General features: G+C 62.1%; 15 protein-coding genes. 9 read left to right on the forward strand and 6 right to left on the reverse strand.

Features of this window, described 5'->3' with window-relative positions; translation table 11 throughout:
- Positions 1-37: 37 nt before the first annotated feature.
- From VPH40_RS09475 to VPH40_RS09485, 3 genes are all read left to right on the forward strand, one after another.
- Positions 38-322: a hypothetical protein gene (locus VPH40_RS09475; RefSeq protein ID WP_077407612.1), complete on the forward strand. Its 285-nt coding sequence runs from the start codon at positions 38-40 to the stop codon at positions 320-322.
- 44 nt (positions 323-366) lie between these two features.
- Positions 367-1,263, forward strand: a complete 897-nt coding sequence (locus tag VPH40_RS09480) for a MurR/RpiR family transcriptional regulator (protein WP_328573281.1) — start codon at positions 367-369, stop codon at positions 1,261-1,263.
- 84 nt (positions 1,264-1,347) lie between these two features.
- Positions 1,348-2,670: an aspartate aminotransferase family protein gene (locus VPH40_RS09485; RefSeq protein ID WP_328573282.1), complete on the forward strand. Its 1,323-nt coding sequence runs from the start codon at positions 1,348-1,350 to the stop codon at positions 2,668-2,670.
- On the opposite strand, the gene VPH40_RS09490 is transcribed toward VPH40_RS09485, so the two are convergent.
- Positions 2,667-2,930: a PAAR domain-containing protein gene (locus tag VPH40_RS09490; protein ID WP_289904035.1), complete on the reverse strand. Its 264-nt coding sequence runs from the start codon at positions 2,928-2,930 to the stop codon at positions 2,667-2,669. The genes VPH40_RS09485 and VPH40_RS09490 overlap by 4 nt on opposite strands.
- A gap of 308 nt (positions 2,931-3,238) precedes the next feature.
- On the opposite strand from VPH40_RS09490, the gene VPH40_RS09495 reads away from it, so the two are divergent.
- The 4 genes from VPH40_RS09495 to VPH40_RS09510 all read left to right on the forward strand — a co-directional run bounded on the left by VPH40_RS09495 (position 3,239) and on the right by VPH40_RS09510 (position 10,003).
- On the forward strand, positions 3,239-5,479 hold the full coding sequence (locus tag VPH40_RS09495; protein ID WP_328573283.1) for a protein kinase domain-containing protein: 2,241 nt from the start codon (positions 3,239-3,241) through the stop codon (positions 5,477-5,479).
- On the forward strand, positions 5,476-6,033 hold the full coding sequence (locus VPH40_RS09500; RefSeq protein WP_251350388.1) for a hypothetical protein: 558 nt from the start codon (positions 5,476-5,478) through the stop codon (positions 6,031-6,033). The genes VPH40_RS09495 and VPH40_RS09500 overlap by 4 nt, the downstream gene beginning before the upstream one ends.
- A 242-nt stretch (positions 6,034-6,275) precedes the next feature.
- A complete protein-coding gene (gene mutS / locus VPH40_RS09505) occupies positions 6,276-8,969 on the forward strand; it encodes a DNA mismatch repair protein MutS (RefSeq protein ID WP_328573284.1) in 2,694 nt (897 codons plus the stop codon).
- On the forward strand, positions 8,966-10,003 hold the full coding sequence (locus VPH40_RS09510; RefSeq protein ID WP_328573285.1) for a hypothetical protein: 1,038 nt from the start codon (positions 8,966-8,968) through the stop codon (positions 10,001-10,003). Before mutS ends, VPH40_RS09510 begins: the two co-directional genes overlap by 4 nt.
- 186 nt (positions 10,004-10,189) lie before the next feature.
- Here the strand turns inward: VPH40_RS09510 and VPH40_RS09515 are convergent, their stop codons facing one another.
- Entirely contained in the window at positions 10,190-10,735 is a 546-nt protein-coding gene (locus tag VPH40_RS09515) for an FKBP-type peptidyl-prolyl cis-trans isomerase (protein WP_152250192.1), read from the reverse strand.
- Positions 10,736-10,828: 93 nt separating this feature from the next.
- On the opposite strand from VPH40_RS09515, the gene VPH40_RS09520 reads away from it, so the two are divergent.
- Together VPH40_RS09520 and VPH40_RS09525 are read left to right on the forward strand one after the other, a co-directional pair.
- Positions 10,829-11,950, forward strand: coding sequence for a ribosomal protein uL16 3-hydroxylase (locus tag VPH40_RS09520; protein WP_328573286.1), 1,122 nt, complete (start codon positions 10,829-10,831; stop codon positions 11,948-11,950).
- 353 nt (positions 11,951-12,303) lie between these two features.
- Positions 12,304-12,558, forward strand: coding sequence for a hypothetical protein (locus tag VPH40_RS09525; RefSeq protein ID WP_034783358.1), 255 nt, complete (start codon positions 12,304-12,306; stop codon positions 12,556-12,558).
- Positions 12,559-12,729: 171 nt separating this feature from the next.
- On the opposite strand, the gene bamC is transcribed toward VPH40_RS09525, so the two are convergent.
- The 4 genes from bamC to VPH40_RS09545 form a co-directional block, all read right to left on the reverse strand.
- A complete protein-coding gene (gene bamC, locus VPH40_RS09530; protein WP_251350384.1) occupies positions 12,730-13,923 on the reverse strand; it encodes an outer membrane protein assembly factor BamC in 1,194 nt (397 codons plus the stop codon).
- An 80-nt stretch (positions 13,924-14,003) separates the two neighbouring features.
- Positions 14,004-14,882, reverse strand: a complete 879-nt coding sequence (dapA, locus tag VPH40_RS09535; protein ID WP_099666950.1) for a 4-hydroxy-tetrahydrodipicolinate synthase — start codon at positions 14,880-14,882, stop codon at positions 14,004-14,006.
- Positions 14,883-14,966: 84 nt separating this feature from the next.
- Positions 14,967-15,539, reverse strand: a complete 573-nt coding sequence (locus tag VPH40_RS09540) for a class I SAM-dependent methyltransferase (protein ID WP_099666949.1) — start codon at positions 15,537-15,539, stop codon at positions 14,967-14,969.
- Positions 15,540-15,581: 42 nt separating this feature from the next.
- The gene (locus VPH40_RS09545) at positions 15,582-16,259 is read right to left on the reverse strand and encodes a site-2 protease family protein (protein ID WP_099666948.1); all 678 of its coding nucleotides are present in this window, start codon (positions 16,257-16,259) and stop codon (positions 15,582-15,584) included.
- Positions 16,260-16,273: the final 14 nt, after the last annotated feature.

Below are 16,273 nucleotides of genomic sequence, written 5' to 3' on the forward strand. Positions count from 1 at the left end.
GCTGGCAGCTTGACTAGCGAACCCGGCGGGGGACAGCATGCGCAATGCACGGCCCATCGACACACAGTTATTCCAACCCGACATCCCTGTACGGCTCGACATGCGCACGGCGGCGCTGGTCGAGCATGCGCTGGCCTTGCAGGAAATGGCCGGCACGGGTGCCGCCGCCCTGTTCCTGCACTGCCACGACGTGCCGCTGCCCACCGCCCTGCGCGTGCTGACGACGGGACCGCGCCGCAAACCGGCCGGGCCGCACCTGTTTGCCCGCCTGCGTCCACGCACGGCTGCCCGGGTGCAAGGCGCGCCGCTACCGGCGCGCTGACGAATCCTGTACCATCGCCGCAACCTATCAACTGAGGCACGGCGATGCAGGCAGCGACACCCCACGATTCCTATGCGGCACTGATGGACCTGATCAAGGCGCGCCATGCGCAGCTGAGTCCGCAATTCCAGGCCGGCGCCCGCTACCTGGCCGACCACCCGGACGAAGTGGCCGTCTCGTCGATGCGCAGCATCGCCGCGCGGGCGCAGGTGCAATCGGCCGCCCTCGTGCGCCTGGCGCAGCAGCTGGGCTTTGCCGGCTGGCCCGAACTCAAGGCCATCTTCGTGGAACGCCTGCGCGCGGGACCAAGCGGCTACGCGGCAAAAGCCGGCGCGCTGGCCGGCAAAGAGGGGAAAGAGCACGACCTGGTCACCGAAGTGTTCACGGTACAGCAGCGCAACCTGGCCGCCACGGAAAGCGCCAACCACGCGGCCCTGGACGGGGCCGCCAATCTGCTGCAGGCGGCGCCCCGCGTGCACGTGGCCGGCTTTCGCGCCGCCCACCCGATCGCCTACACCCTGCACTACCTGTACCGGCTGCTGCGCCCCAGCGTGCAGCTGCTGAGCGGCCAGGGCGGCACCCTGGAAATGGACTTGCGCGCCCTGCAGGCGGGCGAAGCCGTCGTCGTCATCAGCTTCGCGCCGTATTCGAGCGAAGCGCTGCTGGTGGCGCAGGCGGCGCGCCAGGCCGGCTGCCGGGTGGTCGCCATCAGCGACAGCGCCATGTCGCCGCTGGCCCTGCAGGCCGACGCCAGCATCGTCATCGCCGTCGACAGCCCCTCGTTCTTCCCCTCCATCGTGGCCGGCGTCGCGGCCGTGGAAAGCCTGGTGGAACTGCTGGTGGCGCGCGCGGGGCCCGATGCCGTCACGGCCATCGGCGCGGCGGAACAGCAATTGCGGGCGCTGGGCGCTTACGTAAAAACATCGAATGATGTAAATTAAATATAAATACATCAAACGTTGCAATATGACGTGGCGCATCCTATAATCGGCCATCTTCCCCCTTGCCGATAAGAAAGCGACGCCATGAGCCATGTCTTCCACCGCAGCTTGACCGCCAGCTATCCCGTCGCCACGGGCGGCGACGGCCCTTACCTGATCGATGCGGATGGCAAGCGCTACCTCGATGCCTGCGGCGGCGCGGCCGTCTCCTGCCTCGGCCATTCGGATGCGGCCGTGATCGCCGCCGTGCAGCAGCAGGTTGCCAGCATGGCGTACGCGCACAGCTCCTTCTTTACCACCGAGCCGATGGAGCAGCTGGCCGATTTCCTCGTCGCCCGGGCGCCAGCCGGCATCGACAGCGTGTATTTCGTCTCGGGCGGTTCGGAAGCGGTGGAAAGCGCGCTGAAAATGGCGCGCCAGTATTTCGTCGAACGGGGCCAGCCGCAGCGCCGCCACATCATCGCGCGCCGCCAGAGCTATCACGGCAACACCCTGGGCGCGCTGGCCACGGGCGGCAACGCCTGGCGCCGCCAGCAGTTCGAGCCGCTGCTGATCGACGTCACCCACGTGTCGCCCTGCTATGCCTGGCGCGACCAGGCAGCCCATGAAACGGACGGCGACTACGTGGCGCGCCTGGGCCAGGAGCTGGAAGAGCATATCGCCACGCTGGGCGCGGACAAGGTCATGGCCTTCATCGCAGAACCCGTCGTCGGCGCCACGGCCGGCGCCCTGCCCGCCGTCGCCGGCTACTTCCAGCGCATGCGCGCCATTTGCCAGCGCCACGGCATCCTCCTGATCCTCGACGAAGTCATGTGCGGCATGGGGCGCACGGGCAGCCTGTTCGCCTGCGAGCAGGAAGGCGTCACGGCCGACCTGATCTGCATCGCCAAGGGCCTGGGCGCCGGCTACCAGCCGATCGGCGCCGTGATGGTGTCGCAGGACATCCGCGACACCATCCGCGCCGGCACGGGTTTCTTCCAGCACGGCCACACCTACATCGGCCACGCCACGGCCTGCGCCGCCGCGCTGGCCGTGCAGCGGCAGATCGAGGAACGCGATCTGCTGGCCAACGTGCGCGCCATGGGCGCCTTGCTGCAAGAGCGGCTGCATGCGCGTTTCGACGGCCATGCGCACGTGGGCGACATCCGCGGCCGCGGCCTGTTCCTGGGCCTGGAACTGGTGCAGGACCGCGCCAGCAAGCAGCCGTTCGACCCAGCCCGCCGCCTGCACGCGCGCATCAAGGCGCACGCCATGCAGAACGGACTGATGTGCTATCCCATGGGCGGCACCATCGACGGCCTGCACGGCGACCACATCCTGCTGGCGCCGCCCTACATCATCGACGCCAGCCATGTCGACGAGATCGTCGACAAGCTGGGCACGGCCATCGACACGAGCCTGGCCTAAGCGCGCCCGCTGTTGCCCACGGTAGACATCAGGCTGGCGCCGCAGCTGGTCTTGTGACCGTCGAACGCCACGGGCACGCCGTCGATCAGCACCTGCGGATCACCCTCGGCGATCACGCAGCGCACGTGGCCCTTGATCGGGCAGACACAAGGGTCGCCCTTGCGCGCCACGGCCACGCCCAGCACGGTACTCTTCGGCGCCGCGCCCACCACCTTGCCGCCATGGCTGGTGGGGTCGTTCAAGCGGATCACGCCACGCATACTGCCTCCTCTCCCTGTCCAACGCATAGCGCGGCACCTGTCCATACGGGCCGCTCCCGCCTGCATTATCGGATGCTACGCAACGGTCGTCATTGCGTTCGAACACATTGACGGCTTGCCGGGCGCCGAAATGGCAATCGCCGTCAATGGCAGCTTTTGTTCACTCCTTGTCAATATTAATTGACTTATTCGAAACAATCGTTTTAAATCAGGAAGTTACTCAAAATCAATCATCTTGAGCATTCCAACATCGCATTGACCCTCTCGATGCCGGATGCCCACGTTGATGCACTCTGAAGCCAAGGTATATGGAACTGCTCGACTCCCTGCGTCAGACCCCGCCGCAAGACGACACGATCAGCGGGCACTATGAAGTGCGCCGCTTGCTGGGCGAAGGCGGTTTCGGCCATGTATTCGAAGCCTGGGATGCCAAGCTGTGCCGTAGCGTGGCGCTGAAGCGCCTGAAACCGCAAGCCGACGTGCTGCATCCGGAAAAACTCATCAATGAAGCGCGCCTGGCCGCTTCGCTCAAGCATGCCGCCTTCGTGCGCATCTTCGCCATCGAGGGCCAGGGCACGAGCCAATCCATCGTCATGGAACTGGTCGAAGGCCAGACCCTGGGGCAGTTCATGCACAGCGGCAAGGCCGACTTGCAGGGGGCGCTCGACATCGCCTACCAGATCGCCGACGCCATGGACGAGGCGCACGCCATGGACCTGGTCCACGGCGACCTGAAACCGTCTAACCTGATGCTGGAGGCGGACGGCAAGGTGCGCATCCTCGACTTCGGCCTGGCGCGCCACATCGACCCGCAAGCCACGCAAACGACCACCCTGTGCGACTTGCAGGGCACCATCGCCTACATGGCGCCCGAACGCCTGATGGGCCGCCTGCCCGACACGCGCGGCGACGTGTATGCCTTGGGCGCCATGCTGTACGAAATGCTGGCCGGCCAGCGCCACTTCGCCCACCTGAACGGCCTGGCCCTGGCCGCCGCCCACATGCAGGCGACGGAACCATGGCCCGACCTGCCCGACTCCGTCCCGCCCGCCATCAACGCCCTCGTGCGCGCGATGACGGCGCACGACCCGGCCGAACGGCCGCGCACCATGCGCGACGTGCGCGAGGCGATCGGGGCGCAGCGCGGGGAGCCGCCCACCCTGGCCACGCCCCTTGCCGACGAGATACCCGCGAAGGAAGAACCCCCCGCCAGCGTCTCCATCCGCCTGCCCCTGCCCCGCAAGCGCACGCTTAAATGGGGTGCGGGCGTGGCGCTGCTGGCCGTACTGGCGGGATGGCAGCTGCCCAATATCCTTCCTGCCGTCAAATCGTTCGTCACGGGCGAAAAAGCGCCCGCGCCGTATTCGGAAATGGCCAGCATGGCGGCGGGGATGGAAGCGTTGCGGGTGTTTGATAGAGAAGACGCGCAGACACAGGCCATTGAACATTTCAGCACTGTACTTAAACATAATCCAGAGCATGCTGCGGCAAATGCTGGCCTGTCGCTGGTTTTCACACTGCGCTATTTAGGCAGCAACCGGGATGAAACCTGGCTGCAACGCGCGGACGTCGCTGCGAAACAGGCATTGACTACAGACGACCAATTAGCTTTGGCCCATGTGGCGCAAGCCTGGGCTATTGAACATCATGGCGACCGTCGGCAAGCAATGCAGGAAATTACTACGGCACTGAATCTGGACCCAAACAATCCGCTGGGCATGTACGGCAAGGCACGCCTGCTCATCTACGCACAAAAATTTGATCAAGCCAGGGATGTGCTTGACAAGGCCATCGCCCTGTATCCCCGTGATCGCCTTTTTATTTCGATGTTGGGCAGGATGAATTACAACCAGGGCAATTACGCGGAAGCTGAAAAACTCTTTCGGAAAGCCATACAAATGGATCCGCAGGTGGCCAATGCGTATGCCCAGCTTAGCGCTACGCTTGAACGCCTGAATCGCGGCAATGAAGCCCTGCAAGTCCTGCAGCAAGGATTGCAGGTGCATCCCGACTGGGAACTGTATACCAACCTAGGGAATGCCCTGTTTAACAAGGGCGACTATCTGGGAGCAGTCCAGTCCTTTAAAAATGCCGTCTCAGAAAACAAAGGGAACCCTGGTAACTACCTGCTATGGGCAAATCTGGCGGACGCCCAACGCTGGGTGCCTGGTCAGATAGAACTGTCGCGCGATTCCTACCGCCGTGCCATCACTTTGATCAAAGTCATGCTGCAACACTCTCCGGACGACCCCAAGGTCAACTCCCGGCTGGCATTGTATGCAGCCTATGCGGGCTTGCGAGACGATGCGCTATGGCATGTAGCGCAAGCCATCCGGCTAGCGCCCACATTGCCCGATATCCATTTCAGGGCGGCGCTGACCTATGAGCTGTTAGGCAAGCGCAACGAAGCGATGGCGGCTTTGAAACAGGCGATGGAGCGCGGCTACCCCATCAACCTGATCGAATCGGCACCTGATCTGTTGACACTACGGCGAGATGCTCGCTACCAACAATTTCTCATCAACCTGGAAAGAGACAATAAAAAATGACGCCTGTAAGCCCCTGGATGAAGTTATCCGTGCATTTTGATGCAGACCAAATCACCAACCAGCTTGACTATGCGTTTACTTCTTGTGACGGCAGCGCGGACCCACGCCATGGCCCCTACATGGGAGGAGTGCACTTCCAGCAAGGCCAGCACGTCTACCTGGAAGTCAACTGCTGTGGCACAAAGGCAAGTGGCTTTACCTCCTTCCAAATAGTCGATTGCTGCCTCATCAGCGTACCCCAGTTGACCCAGATCGGCCCCGACGTACCCACCCGCTATTCGCTGCCTTCGCCCTTCCTGCAAGCCGCCGGCGCCGCCTATCAGCTGCCCCTGGATTTTGAATCTCATGTATTGCCGCCTGATCCAGCCCTGCCCGATCTGCGCCGCATCCGCCAGGAATGGAAACACAACCTTGACGTGGGTCAGAGCAAGGGCCGCTGGGAACTCTCGTTTGTACTGACCGTGCGCATTATTCGAGGTGAGCAAGACTTGCCAGAATTGCGCGTATTCAGTTTTGATCCGGAAGCATCTGTGGGTGGGAACGTCGAGACGTAATCCTTACACCACCAACAGATACTTTTCAACAGTTAGTACTACCGGATATCCAAGCCGCGCCACCTCCACCGGCGCGGCTTTTTCACATCCGCACGCAATACACCGCCCCGCCTGCCGAAAGCGGTAAAATGACGGCCTTGAACCCAAGCTCCGCCCCCTGGCGCGGCCTTGAACGCACACAGCACCACCCACAGCCCGGCAGGCACGCATTTTCCGGCCGCCGGACCAACGACAAAGAACACATGACCACCGTCCCCAAAGAAATCAACGCCGCCGCGGCAAAGAAAAATTCGGCTGAAAAGCTTACTCCCATGATGCAGCAATATTTAGGCATCAAGGAAAACCACCCGACGATGCTGGTCTTCTATCGCATGGGCGATTTCTACGAGCTGTTTTTCGAGGATGCGGAGAAAGCCTCGCGCCTGCTGGGCATTACCTTGACGGCGCGTGGCGTGGCCAGTGGCAACCCGATTAAAATGTGCGGCGTGCCGTTTCATTCGCTGGACGGCTACCTGGCCAAGCTGGTCAAGCTGGGCGAGTCGGTGGCCATTTGCGAGCAGATCGGCGACCCGGCCACCAGCAAGGGTCCCGTCGAACGCAAGGTCATGCGCGTCGTCACGCCCGGCACCCTGACGGATGCGGACTTGCTGCCAGAGAAGGCCGAGCGCCCGCTGCTGGCCATGTGCAGCATCACGCAGCGCAAGACGGTCACCACGGGCCTGGCCTGGCTGTCGCTGGCGAGCGGCGCTTTGAAGTTGATGGAGTTTTCCGGCGACAGCGGCACCGTGGCCGTGCGCCTGCAGCAGGAACTGGAACGCATCGTGCCGGCCGAAATCTTGAGCGGCGACAACGGCAACCTGTTCGACGATTACGCGGGCACGCACATCAACCGCGTGCCGGACTGGCATTTCGACGTGGTCGGCGGCCACAAGGCCCTGCTCGACCAATTGGGCGTGGCGACCTTGACGGGTTTTGGCGCCGACGGCCTCGGCGCCGCATTCGGTGCGGCCGGCGCGCTGCTGCGCTATGCGCAATCGACGCAGGGCCGCGGCTTGCAGCACGTGCGCTCTTTGATCACGGAAACGGAAAGCGAATTCATCGGCCTGGATGCGGCCACGCGCCGCAACCTGGAATTGACGGAAACCATCCGCGGCCAGGAATCGCCGACCTTGTTCTCCTTGCTGGATCATTGCCGCACGGCCATGGGTTCGCGCATGCTGCGCCACTGGCTGCACCATGCGCGGCGCGACCAGAACGTGGCCCGCGCGCGCCATGAAGCGATCGCCGCGCTGGCGCAAAGCGAAGCGGCCGGTCCGCTCGCCGCCACGCTGGCGCAAGTGCCCGACATCGAACGCATCACCACGCGCATCGCCCTGCTGTCGGCCCGTCCGCGCGACCTGGCCGCCCTGCGCGACGGCTTGCTGCAACTGCCGGCCCTGCGCGGCGACGTGGTCCGTTGTTATGGTCCCGGCCAGGGCGGCGAAAGCGGTTTGCTGGCCGCCATCCACGGAGCGCTAGCCACGCCGACCGCCTGCCTGGACTTGCTGGTGCGCGCCGTGGCGCAGGAACCGGCCGCCATGGTGCGCGACGGCGGCGTCTTTGCCACCGGTTTCGACGCGGAACTCGATGAATTGCGCGCGCTGTCGGAAAACGCGGGCCAGTTCCTGCTCGACCTGGAAACACGCGAACGCGCGCGCACGGGCATCGCCAACCTGCGCGTCGAATACAACAAGGTGCATGGCTTCTACATCGAAGTCACGCACGGCCAGACGGACAAGGTGCCGGACGACTACCGCCGCCGCCAAACCCTGAAAAATGCCGAGCGCTACATCACGCCGGAGCTCAAGGTGTTCGAAGACAAGGCCCTGTCGGCACAGGACAAGGCACTGGTGCGCGAAAAGCTGCTGTACGACCTGCTGCTGGCCGACCTGGCGCCGCACATCGGCACCTTGCAGACCATCTCGCAAGGCCTGGCCCAGCTCGACACCCTGAATGCACTGACGGAACATGCGCAGCAACACAACTGGGCCGCGCCGCAACTGGTCGACGAGCCGTGCATCAACATCGTCGAAGGCCGCCACCCCGTGGTGGAAAAGCAGATCGAACGCTTCATCGCCAACGATTGCCGCTTCGTCAACGAGCGCCGCCTGCTCCTGATTACCGGTCCGAACATGGGCGGTAAATCGACCTTCATGCGCCAGGTGGCCCTGATCACCCTGCTGGCCTACGTGGGCAGCTACGTACCGGCCGCTTCCGCCACCATCGGCCCTATCGACCGCATCTTCACGCGTATCGGCGCCACCGACGACCTGGCGGGCGGACGCTCGACCTTCATGGTGGAAATGACGGAATCGGCGGCGATTTTGAACGGCGCCACCGAGCACTCGCTGGTGCTGATGGATGAAGTGGGCCGCGGCACCTCCACCTTCGACGGCCTGGCCCTGGCGTGGGCCATCGCGCGCCATTTGATCGACACCAGCCGTAGTTTCACCCTGTTTGCCACACATTACTTTGAGCTGACGCAATTGCCGGACAGTCATCCGAGCGCCGCCAACGTGCATTTGTCCGCCGTCGAGCACAAGGACAGCATCGTCTTCCTGCACGCCGTGCAAGCCGGTCCCGCCTCGCAAAGCTATGGCTTGCAGGTGGCGCAACTGGCCGGCGTGCCGCAGCCCGTGATCAAGGCAGCGCGCAAGCACCTGGCGCGCCTGGAAGCGCAGGCGCTCGACGCCACGCCGCAACGCGACCTGTTCGCGCTGCCCTCCGCCGATCCGTATGCGCAAGAGGAAGAAGAGGAAGCCGCGGCGCCGCTGGCCGCGCTGAACGCGGCGCAGCAAACCTTGCTCGACGCCATCGCAGACCTCGATCCCGATGCGCTCACGCCGCGCGACGCGCTGGAACAGCTGTATCAATTGAAACGGCTGGCCGCCGCATGACCTGCCGGCGCAGCTCGATACGCCTGCTGGCCGCCGGCTTGCTCGCTGCCAGCCTGCCATGGCAAGCGGCGGTGGCGGCCCCCGCCGACCAGGCCGGCTTCGAGTTTGCCGTACTGGGCCACTCCTTCAACGCGGGGCCGGACGACGGCCCCCTGAAAAAAGCCATCGCCGACACCAGCGCCTTCAATGCCTCGTTCGTCGTGGCCACCGGCATCAAGGCCGCCAGCGAATCGTGCAGCGACAAGCTGTATGGCCAGCGTAAGGACTTGCTCGACGCCAGCGGCCCGCCGCTGATCGTCTCGCTGTCGGCAAGCGACTGGGCCAACTGCCGCAATTCGCGCGGCAGGGTCAACGCCATCGAACGCCTGAACCGCTTGCGCGACGTGTATTTCGCCGATGACCAAAGCCTGGGCCAGCACAAGCTGACCCTGTCGCGGCTGTCATCGACGGCAAAATTCCGCAGCTATGCGGAAAATGCCCACTGGGAATACGGCGGCGTATTGTTTGCCACCGTGAATCTGCCGGCGAATAACAACCATTTCTTGCCGGAAGCGGGACGCAACAGCGAATTCGAAGACCGCCTGGTCGCCAACCGTTCCTGGCTGCAACGATTGTTCGCCATGGCGCAGCGCAAGCAGCTCGACGGCATCGTGCTGTTTTCCGATGGCGACGTGGGCGTGCTCGATGAAGACGACAATTCGCTGCTGCCCAGCTTCAGTTCGAAACAGGATGGCTTTGCCGGACCGCGCAAGCAGATCCGCACCCTGGCCAAGAAGTTCAGCGGCAAGGTGTTATTGGTCGATACGCAGCGCGATGGCGACGCGGATGGCAAGGAGGGGAAAAGTAAAAAGGCCGCAGCCAGGGCAGGCGGGCCGAAAATCAGCTGGAAAGGTAACCTGGGCCACGTCAGCATCGACAACGACTGGTCCGCCATCGCCGTCCGGCCCGGCAAGACCCCATTCTTTGAGGTGCGTCAACGCGCTACCCGCCCATCGGCGCAGGCGCGCGCCAAGGCGTCGACGCTGCGCCGATAAAATAAAGGCCGGCACGCAGCCAGCCTTTATTTATCCAACAACAGGCGTCACGACCAACAAACGTCACGACGCCTGAGAAAACCGTCGCGAGCAGCGGCGCGGCGTGGCCGAGAAGCGCAACCGTACGTAAAGTACGGTGAGCATCGCCGGCCGCGCCCCGCCGCGCGCAGCAGGTTTGCTCAGGTGTTAGTGAATAGGGTGGGTACGGAAGTGATCGCCGTCTTCGCCTTCATCATCTTCATCGCCATGGTCATGGCCGTGTGCGCCATGCACGTGGCCATGGGCGATTTCTTCTTCGGTGGCTTCGCGCACGTCGGCGACGGTCAGCGAGAAGCGCAGCGCGATGCCGGCCAGTGGATGGTTGCCGTCCAGCACGACCTTGTCGTCGGCGATATCGGTGACCGTGAAGATCATCGCCTCTTCATCCGGCGAATCGCTTTCCGGCATGCCTTCGAACTGCATGCCCACTTCCAGCGGCTCAGGCAGGCGATTGCGCGGCTCGACCTTCACCAGGGCGGGATCGTATTCACCGAAAGCATCATCCGGTTCGATCTGGATCGTGTTGGAATAGCCAACTTCCTTGCCGTCGAGCTCTTCTTCGATCTTCGGCAGGGTGTTTTCATAATCACCGTGCAGGTAGACCATCGGCTGACGGCCGTCTTCGATCAGATTGTCTTGCGCGTCTGACAGTTTGTAGTTGACAGTCACGACCGTATTTTTGGCAATCTTCATTATGCTTCCTTTCATTGTATAAGCTGGCAAATTATACCTTCACGCCGCCAACGGCAGGCGCATTCCTGCATTTCCGGTTGTTATAATGGGCGCATGAAAACATTAACTCTCCTCGGCGATATCACGCCGGCGCAATTCCTGCGCGACTACTGGCATAAAAAACCCTTGTTGATCCGTCAAGCCGTGCCTGGCTTCAAGGCGCTGTTCGATTTCAAGGCCCTGGCCGAGCTGGCTACCCTCGATCACGTCGAATCGCGCCTGGTCAGCCATGCGGATGGCCACTGGAACATGCAGCAAGGCCCTTTGACCAGCCTGCCCTCGCTGAAACAGAAGGAATGGACCCTGCTGGTGCAGGGCGCCAACCTGCACAGCGCCAAGGCCGACGCCCTGCTGCGCCAGTTCCGCTTCCTGCCGGACGCGCGCCTGGACGACCTGATGGTCAGCTTCGCCACCGATGGCGGCGGCGTGGGCCCGCATTTCGATTCCTATGACGTATTCCTGCTGCAAGGCCAGGGCAAGCGCCACTGGCGCATCGGCGCACAGAAAGACCTGAGCCTGATCGACGGCTTGCCGCTGAAAATCCTCAGCAACTTCACGCCCGATGACGAATTCACGCTGGAACCGGGCGACATGCTGTATCTGCCGCCCCACTACGCGCACGACGGCGTGGCCATCGGCGATTGCCAGACGTATTCGATCGGCTTCCGCTCGCCCACGTTCCAGGAGCTGGGCGAAGCGTTCTTGCAATTCATGGCCGACTCGATCGACTTGCCAGGCATTTACAGCGATCCGGACTTGAAAGCGTCGGGCAAACCGGCGGAAATCCCCCGTGAAATGCTCAGCACCATCGCAGAAGAAATGAACAAGGTGCGCTTCACGGAAGAAGACGTGACCATTTTCCTCGGTGAACACCTGTCGGAACCGAAACACAATGTATTTTTCACGCCGCTGTCCAAGCCGCTGACGGTAGGCCGCTTCGCGGACGCCGCACAGAAAAAGGGTGTCGTGTTGTCGCGCAAGACCCTGATGCTGTATCGTGGCAAGAATGTCTTCATCAATGGCGAATCGTTTGCCATTGGCAAGGCCGATAAAGCGGCCCTGGAAACCCTGGCCAACGAACGCGCCCTCGATGGCGCCGCCGTGGCCCAGGCTTCCGATGACGTGATGGATGCGTTATATACGTGGTATCAGGATGGCTGGCTCGAACTGGCTTGAATGGGGGCGGCGTAGCAAAGTGGTATTACAGTAGGTAAAATAACAGCATCTGCGTTAGCGCAATAAAACATATTATTTTTATATCGTTTTGTCGCGCTTTCGCAAATCGCTTACACTTGCTTGCAATTTGCTTCGGCAAATATTGCGATATCACAAAATAGTTGCGAATTTGCCTCTTGCTCCTATTGCGACGCACCAAAAATCGCTATAATATTCGGTTAGGAAGTTTCCGTTGTCTGGCAGGCACCACCTGGTACGAAAAGCCTTCGAAGACGACCTAACGAGCGATAATTACCGGTAATTATTCATCGCAACAATATTGATTTATTTTTTGAAATAATTAAGGAAAACAAATGAAAAAATCCCTGCTGATCGCCTCCCTGATGGTTGTTGCTCTGGCTGCTTGCAGCAAAAAAGAAGAAGCTCCTGCACCAGCACCAGTAGTTGAAACCCCAGCACCAGCACCAGCAGTTGAAGCTGCTCCAGCTGCTGCTGCTGACGCTGCTGCTTCGGCCGCTACCGACGCCGCTGCTGCTGCTTCGGCTGCCGCTTCGGCCGCTACCGACGCTGCTTCGGCTGCTTCGGCTGCTGCATCGGCTGCTAAGTAATTTAGCACCCTGCACTAAAGAAAGCCGACCTTCGGGTCGGCTTTTTTGCGTCCGGCGTTTTATCCGCAGGATATAAGGCCGGACGCAGGCAATAAAAAAGGCTGCGCCGGTTTCCCGGATCAGCCTTTTTTATTGCGCGGCAGGTTGTGATACCCGCCGCAAATGCACCGCTTACTTCAACTGCTCGTTCAGCAAGCCCAGGATCTTCTCGGCCACTGGCGAGACATCGGGCTGGCCTTCGTTGCTGAGAATGCTGACCAGGCTGGTCGAGCCATTGCCGGCCTTGACCAGGACGCGGTAGCGCTGCGCTTCCTTGTCCTTGTCGGACGACGAACCCCAGCTGAACAGTTTCGAGAAGAAACCATCCTTCTTGACCGCGTCCGGATCGACGTAACGCACGAAATACGTGCCTTGCGTGCGGTCGCGGTCTTCCACGGTGAAGCCGACGCGGTCCAGCGCCAGGCCGACACGGCGCCAGGCGCGGTCGAAACCTTCATCGACTTCGATGGCGCGCGCCGGCGTGGCGGCGTCGCCCACCAGCTTGGCGTGCAGCGGCTGCACGATGGCGCCATCAACGGCTGTCTTCGCTTGTGCTTCATCGCTGGCCGCGCCCAGGCGCGTCATCAGCTTGGCCAGGAATTGCGCCTCCAGGCCCGGATCGTTCGGACGCGCGGTCCAGGTGGTGGTTTCCTTGTCGCGGCCCGTGACGACCTCTTCCACGCCACGGTGGCTGATGTAGATCTCGGTCGAACCATCGGCCAGACGCTCCACGCGGGTGCGGAACTTGTCTTTTTCACCAGTCGAGTACATCGAATCGAAGGCCTTGCCGATGGTGTTGCGGATAAAGTCTTGCGGCAGCTTGGCGCGGTTTTCGTTCCACTCGGTTTCCATGATGCCAGCCGTCGGCTGGTCGATGGCGACGGTAAAGCCCGAATCTTCCCAGAATTGCTTGAGTTGCGGCCACAGCACTTCAGGCGACTGCTTGACGACCAGCCAGCGCTGGTTGCCCGCGCGCTCGACCTTCACGCCGCCGGCCGTGACGGGCACGACACCCACCACGCCGTCGGCGCCCACGATGACGGGCGTGCCGGCCGTGGCGTTGCGCTGCGCGTTGTAGCCGGAAGCCGTGGCCACGCCGTTTTTCGAATCCGGCAAGGAATAACGGTTGTCCTGCTGCAATTGCGTCAGGTCAGGCGGCACGTCCAGGGTGCTGGCTTTCTTGACCGACTTGTAGTCGACCTTGTCGCCGCCGACTACCGAACTGATCATGCCGCAGCCCGCGAGGCTGGCTGCGACGGCGCCGATGACGATGCCGCGGACGGCGATGGTGGCAGGCGCCGGTTTGGTTTTCTTGCAATTAGTCATGTCGTAACTGGATAAGAAGCTAAGTAGCAGCTGGAATCAGGAAAGGTCCGGACTGGTCAAGCCCGGGCTTGAAGTTCGGCTTAAGACAGGATGCCAGCGTCGCGCAAGGCATCGCGCACGGTGGCATGGCAATTTTCAGCCAGCGGCACCAGTGGCAAGCGTATGCCGGCTGGCATCAGGCCCATTTCGGCCAGCGCCCATTTGACGGGCACCGGGTTGGGCTCGACAAACAATTTCTGGTGCAAAGGGAACACTTTGTTATTGATGGCAATCGCCGTGGCACGCTCGCCCGCCATGGCTGCCACGCACAGTTCGTGCATGGCGCGCGGCGCAACGTTGGCCGTCACGGAAATATTGCCGTGGCCGCCGCAGAACATCAGCGCCATGGCCGTCGGATCGTCGCCCGAGTACACGGCGAAGTCCGCTGGAACCAGGCGCAGCAGGTCGATGCCGCGGCCGATATTGCCGGTCGCATCTTTCACGCCGACGATATTCGGGATGGCGGACAGGCGCACGATGGTCTCGTTGCTCATGTCGGCAACCGTACGGCCAGGCACGTTGTACAGGATGACGGGAATGTCGACGGCTTCGGCGATGGCCTTGAAGTGCTGGTACATGCCTTCCTGGGTAGGACGGTTGTAGTACGGCACCACTTGCAAGACAGCATCGGCGCCCGCTTCTTTCGCGTAGCGCGTCAGTTTGATGGCCTCGGCCGTGGAGTTGCCTCCGGCGCCGGCGATGATAGGAATGCGTCCCTTGGCATGTTCGACGGTCAACTGGATCAGTTCGCAGTGTTCTTCCACGCTGACTGTTGCCGATTCGCCCGTCGTGCCAACGATGACGATGCCGTCCGTACCCTCGGCGATATGCCAGTCGATCAGCTTGCGCAGACCTGGAAAGTCCAGACTGCCGTCTGCGTGCATCGGGGTGACGATTGCTACAATGCTGCCCTTGATCATAGTAAGTTTATAGCGCCGATAAATAAAACAACGATTGTAGCGGATAGCCCGCGCCTGTGGTGCATTCTGACATAGTATGGCCGCTCAAAACGTCGGCAGCAGGGCTGCCAACCGTGGAAAATCCGGCCGGACGGCGCAAATTCGTTGCACCAGAGCAGCTTTTGGCTGTTCCACGCGCCCATCCTCATACGCTACCACACGCAAGCCGTGCTGCACCGCCCAGGTCAGCATTTCGCCTTCCTTCAGCAGGAATTTCGGATTCGACGGCTTGCCGAACTGCTCATTGCCCTCGGCAAACGTTTCATACAGCAACACGCCATCGGGCGCCAGGCTGGCCACCATGGCTTCCAGCAGCGGCCGGTGCAGATAATTGGTGACGACGATGCCGGCAAAGCGGCCGGGAGCGAAAGGCCACACGGCGCCCGGCGCTTCCAGGTCCACCAGCGAGGTGGTGATGCCCGTGCCAGCCGCCTTTTCCAGCATTTCCGGATCATGGTCGAGCGCGATCACGGGGTGGCCCAGGCTTACCAGGTGGCGCGCGTGGCGGCCTGCGCCGCAGGCCAGGTCCAGCACCTCGCCGCCCGGGATCAGGGGCGCCCAGCGGCGCAGCCAGCCGGAAATCGCTTCGGTTTCTAATATTGGTTCAGTTACTTGCATCGGTACTTCCATCAATTATGTGTGGCCATCCAGTTGCTTGTATCAAGTCAACAGGGCCGTCAGGGGCGTGACCAGGGTGACAAAGATGCCGATGACAAATTCGATCGCCGCCAGCAAGGCGCGGTTCAAGATGCCCGTGTACATCAGCAGCACCAGGGCGCCGAAGACATACAGGCTGTAGCGCTCGATGCTGGCGTAAGGGCGCGCCAGCTGCATCGGCAGCAAGCCCGTCATGATGCGTCCGCCATCGAGGGGCGGCACGGGAATCAGGTTAAAGACGAACATGGCCGCATTCACGCTGACGCCGGCGCCCGCCATCTTGCGGAAAAACATGCCCATCTCCGTCGGCGGCAAGACGCTGAGCACGACAAAGGCGATCATCCAGCCCAGGCCCATGACGAAATTGGCGCCAGGCCCGGCAAACGCCACCCAGGCCATCTGCTTCTTCGGATTGCGCAGGCGGCTGAAATCGACGGGCACCGGCTTGGCATAGCCGAACGGCACCTGGATCGTGAAATACAGCATCAAGGGCAGCAAGATCGTGCCGAAAGGGTCGATATGCCGCATGGGATTGAGGCTCAGCCTGCCCTCGTTCGAGGCTGTGGGGTCGCCGAAATAGCGGGCCGCGTAGCCGTGCGCCGCCTCATGCAGGGAAATGGCAAACAGCACCGGCACCAGGTAGACCGCAACGGTCTGGACTATCGTATTGAAATCGCTCATGACCGCGATTCTAC

This window comes from Janthinobacterium sp. P210005, from assembly GCF_036231865.1.
Taxonomy (GTDB): domain Bacteria; phylum Pseudomonadota; class Gammaproteobacteria; order Burkholderiales; family Burkholderiaceae_D; genus Janthinobacterium; species Janthinobacterium kumbetense.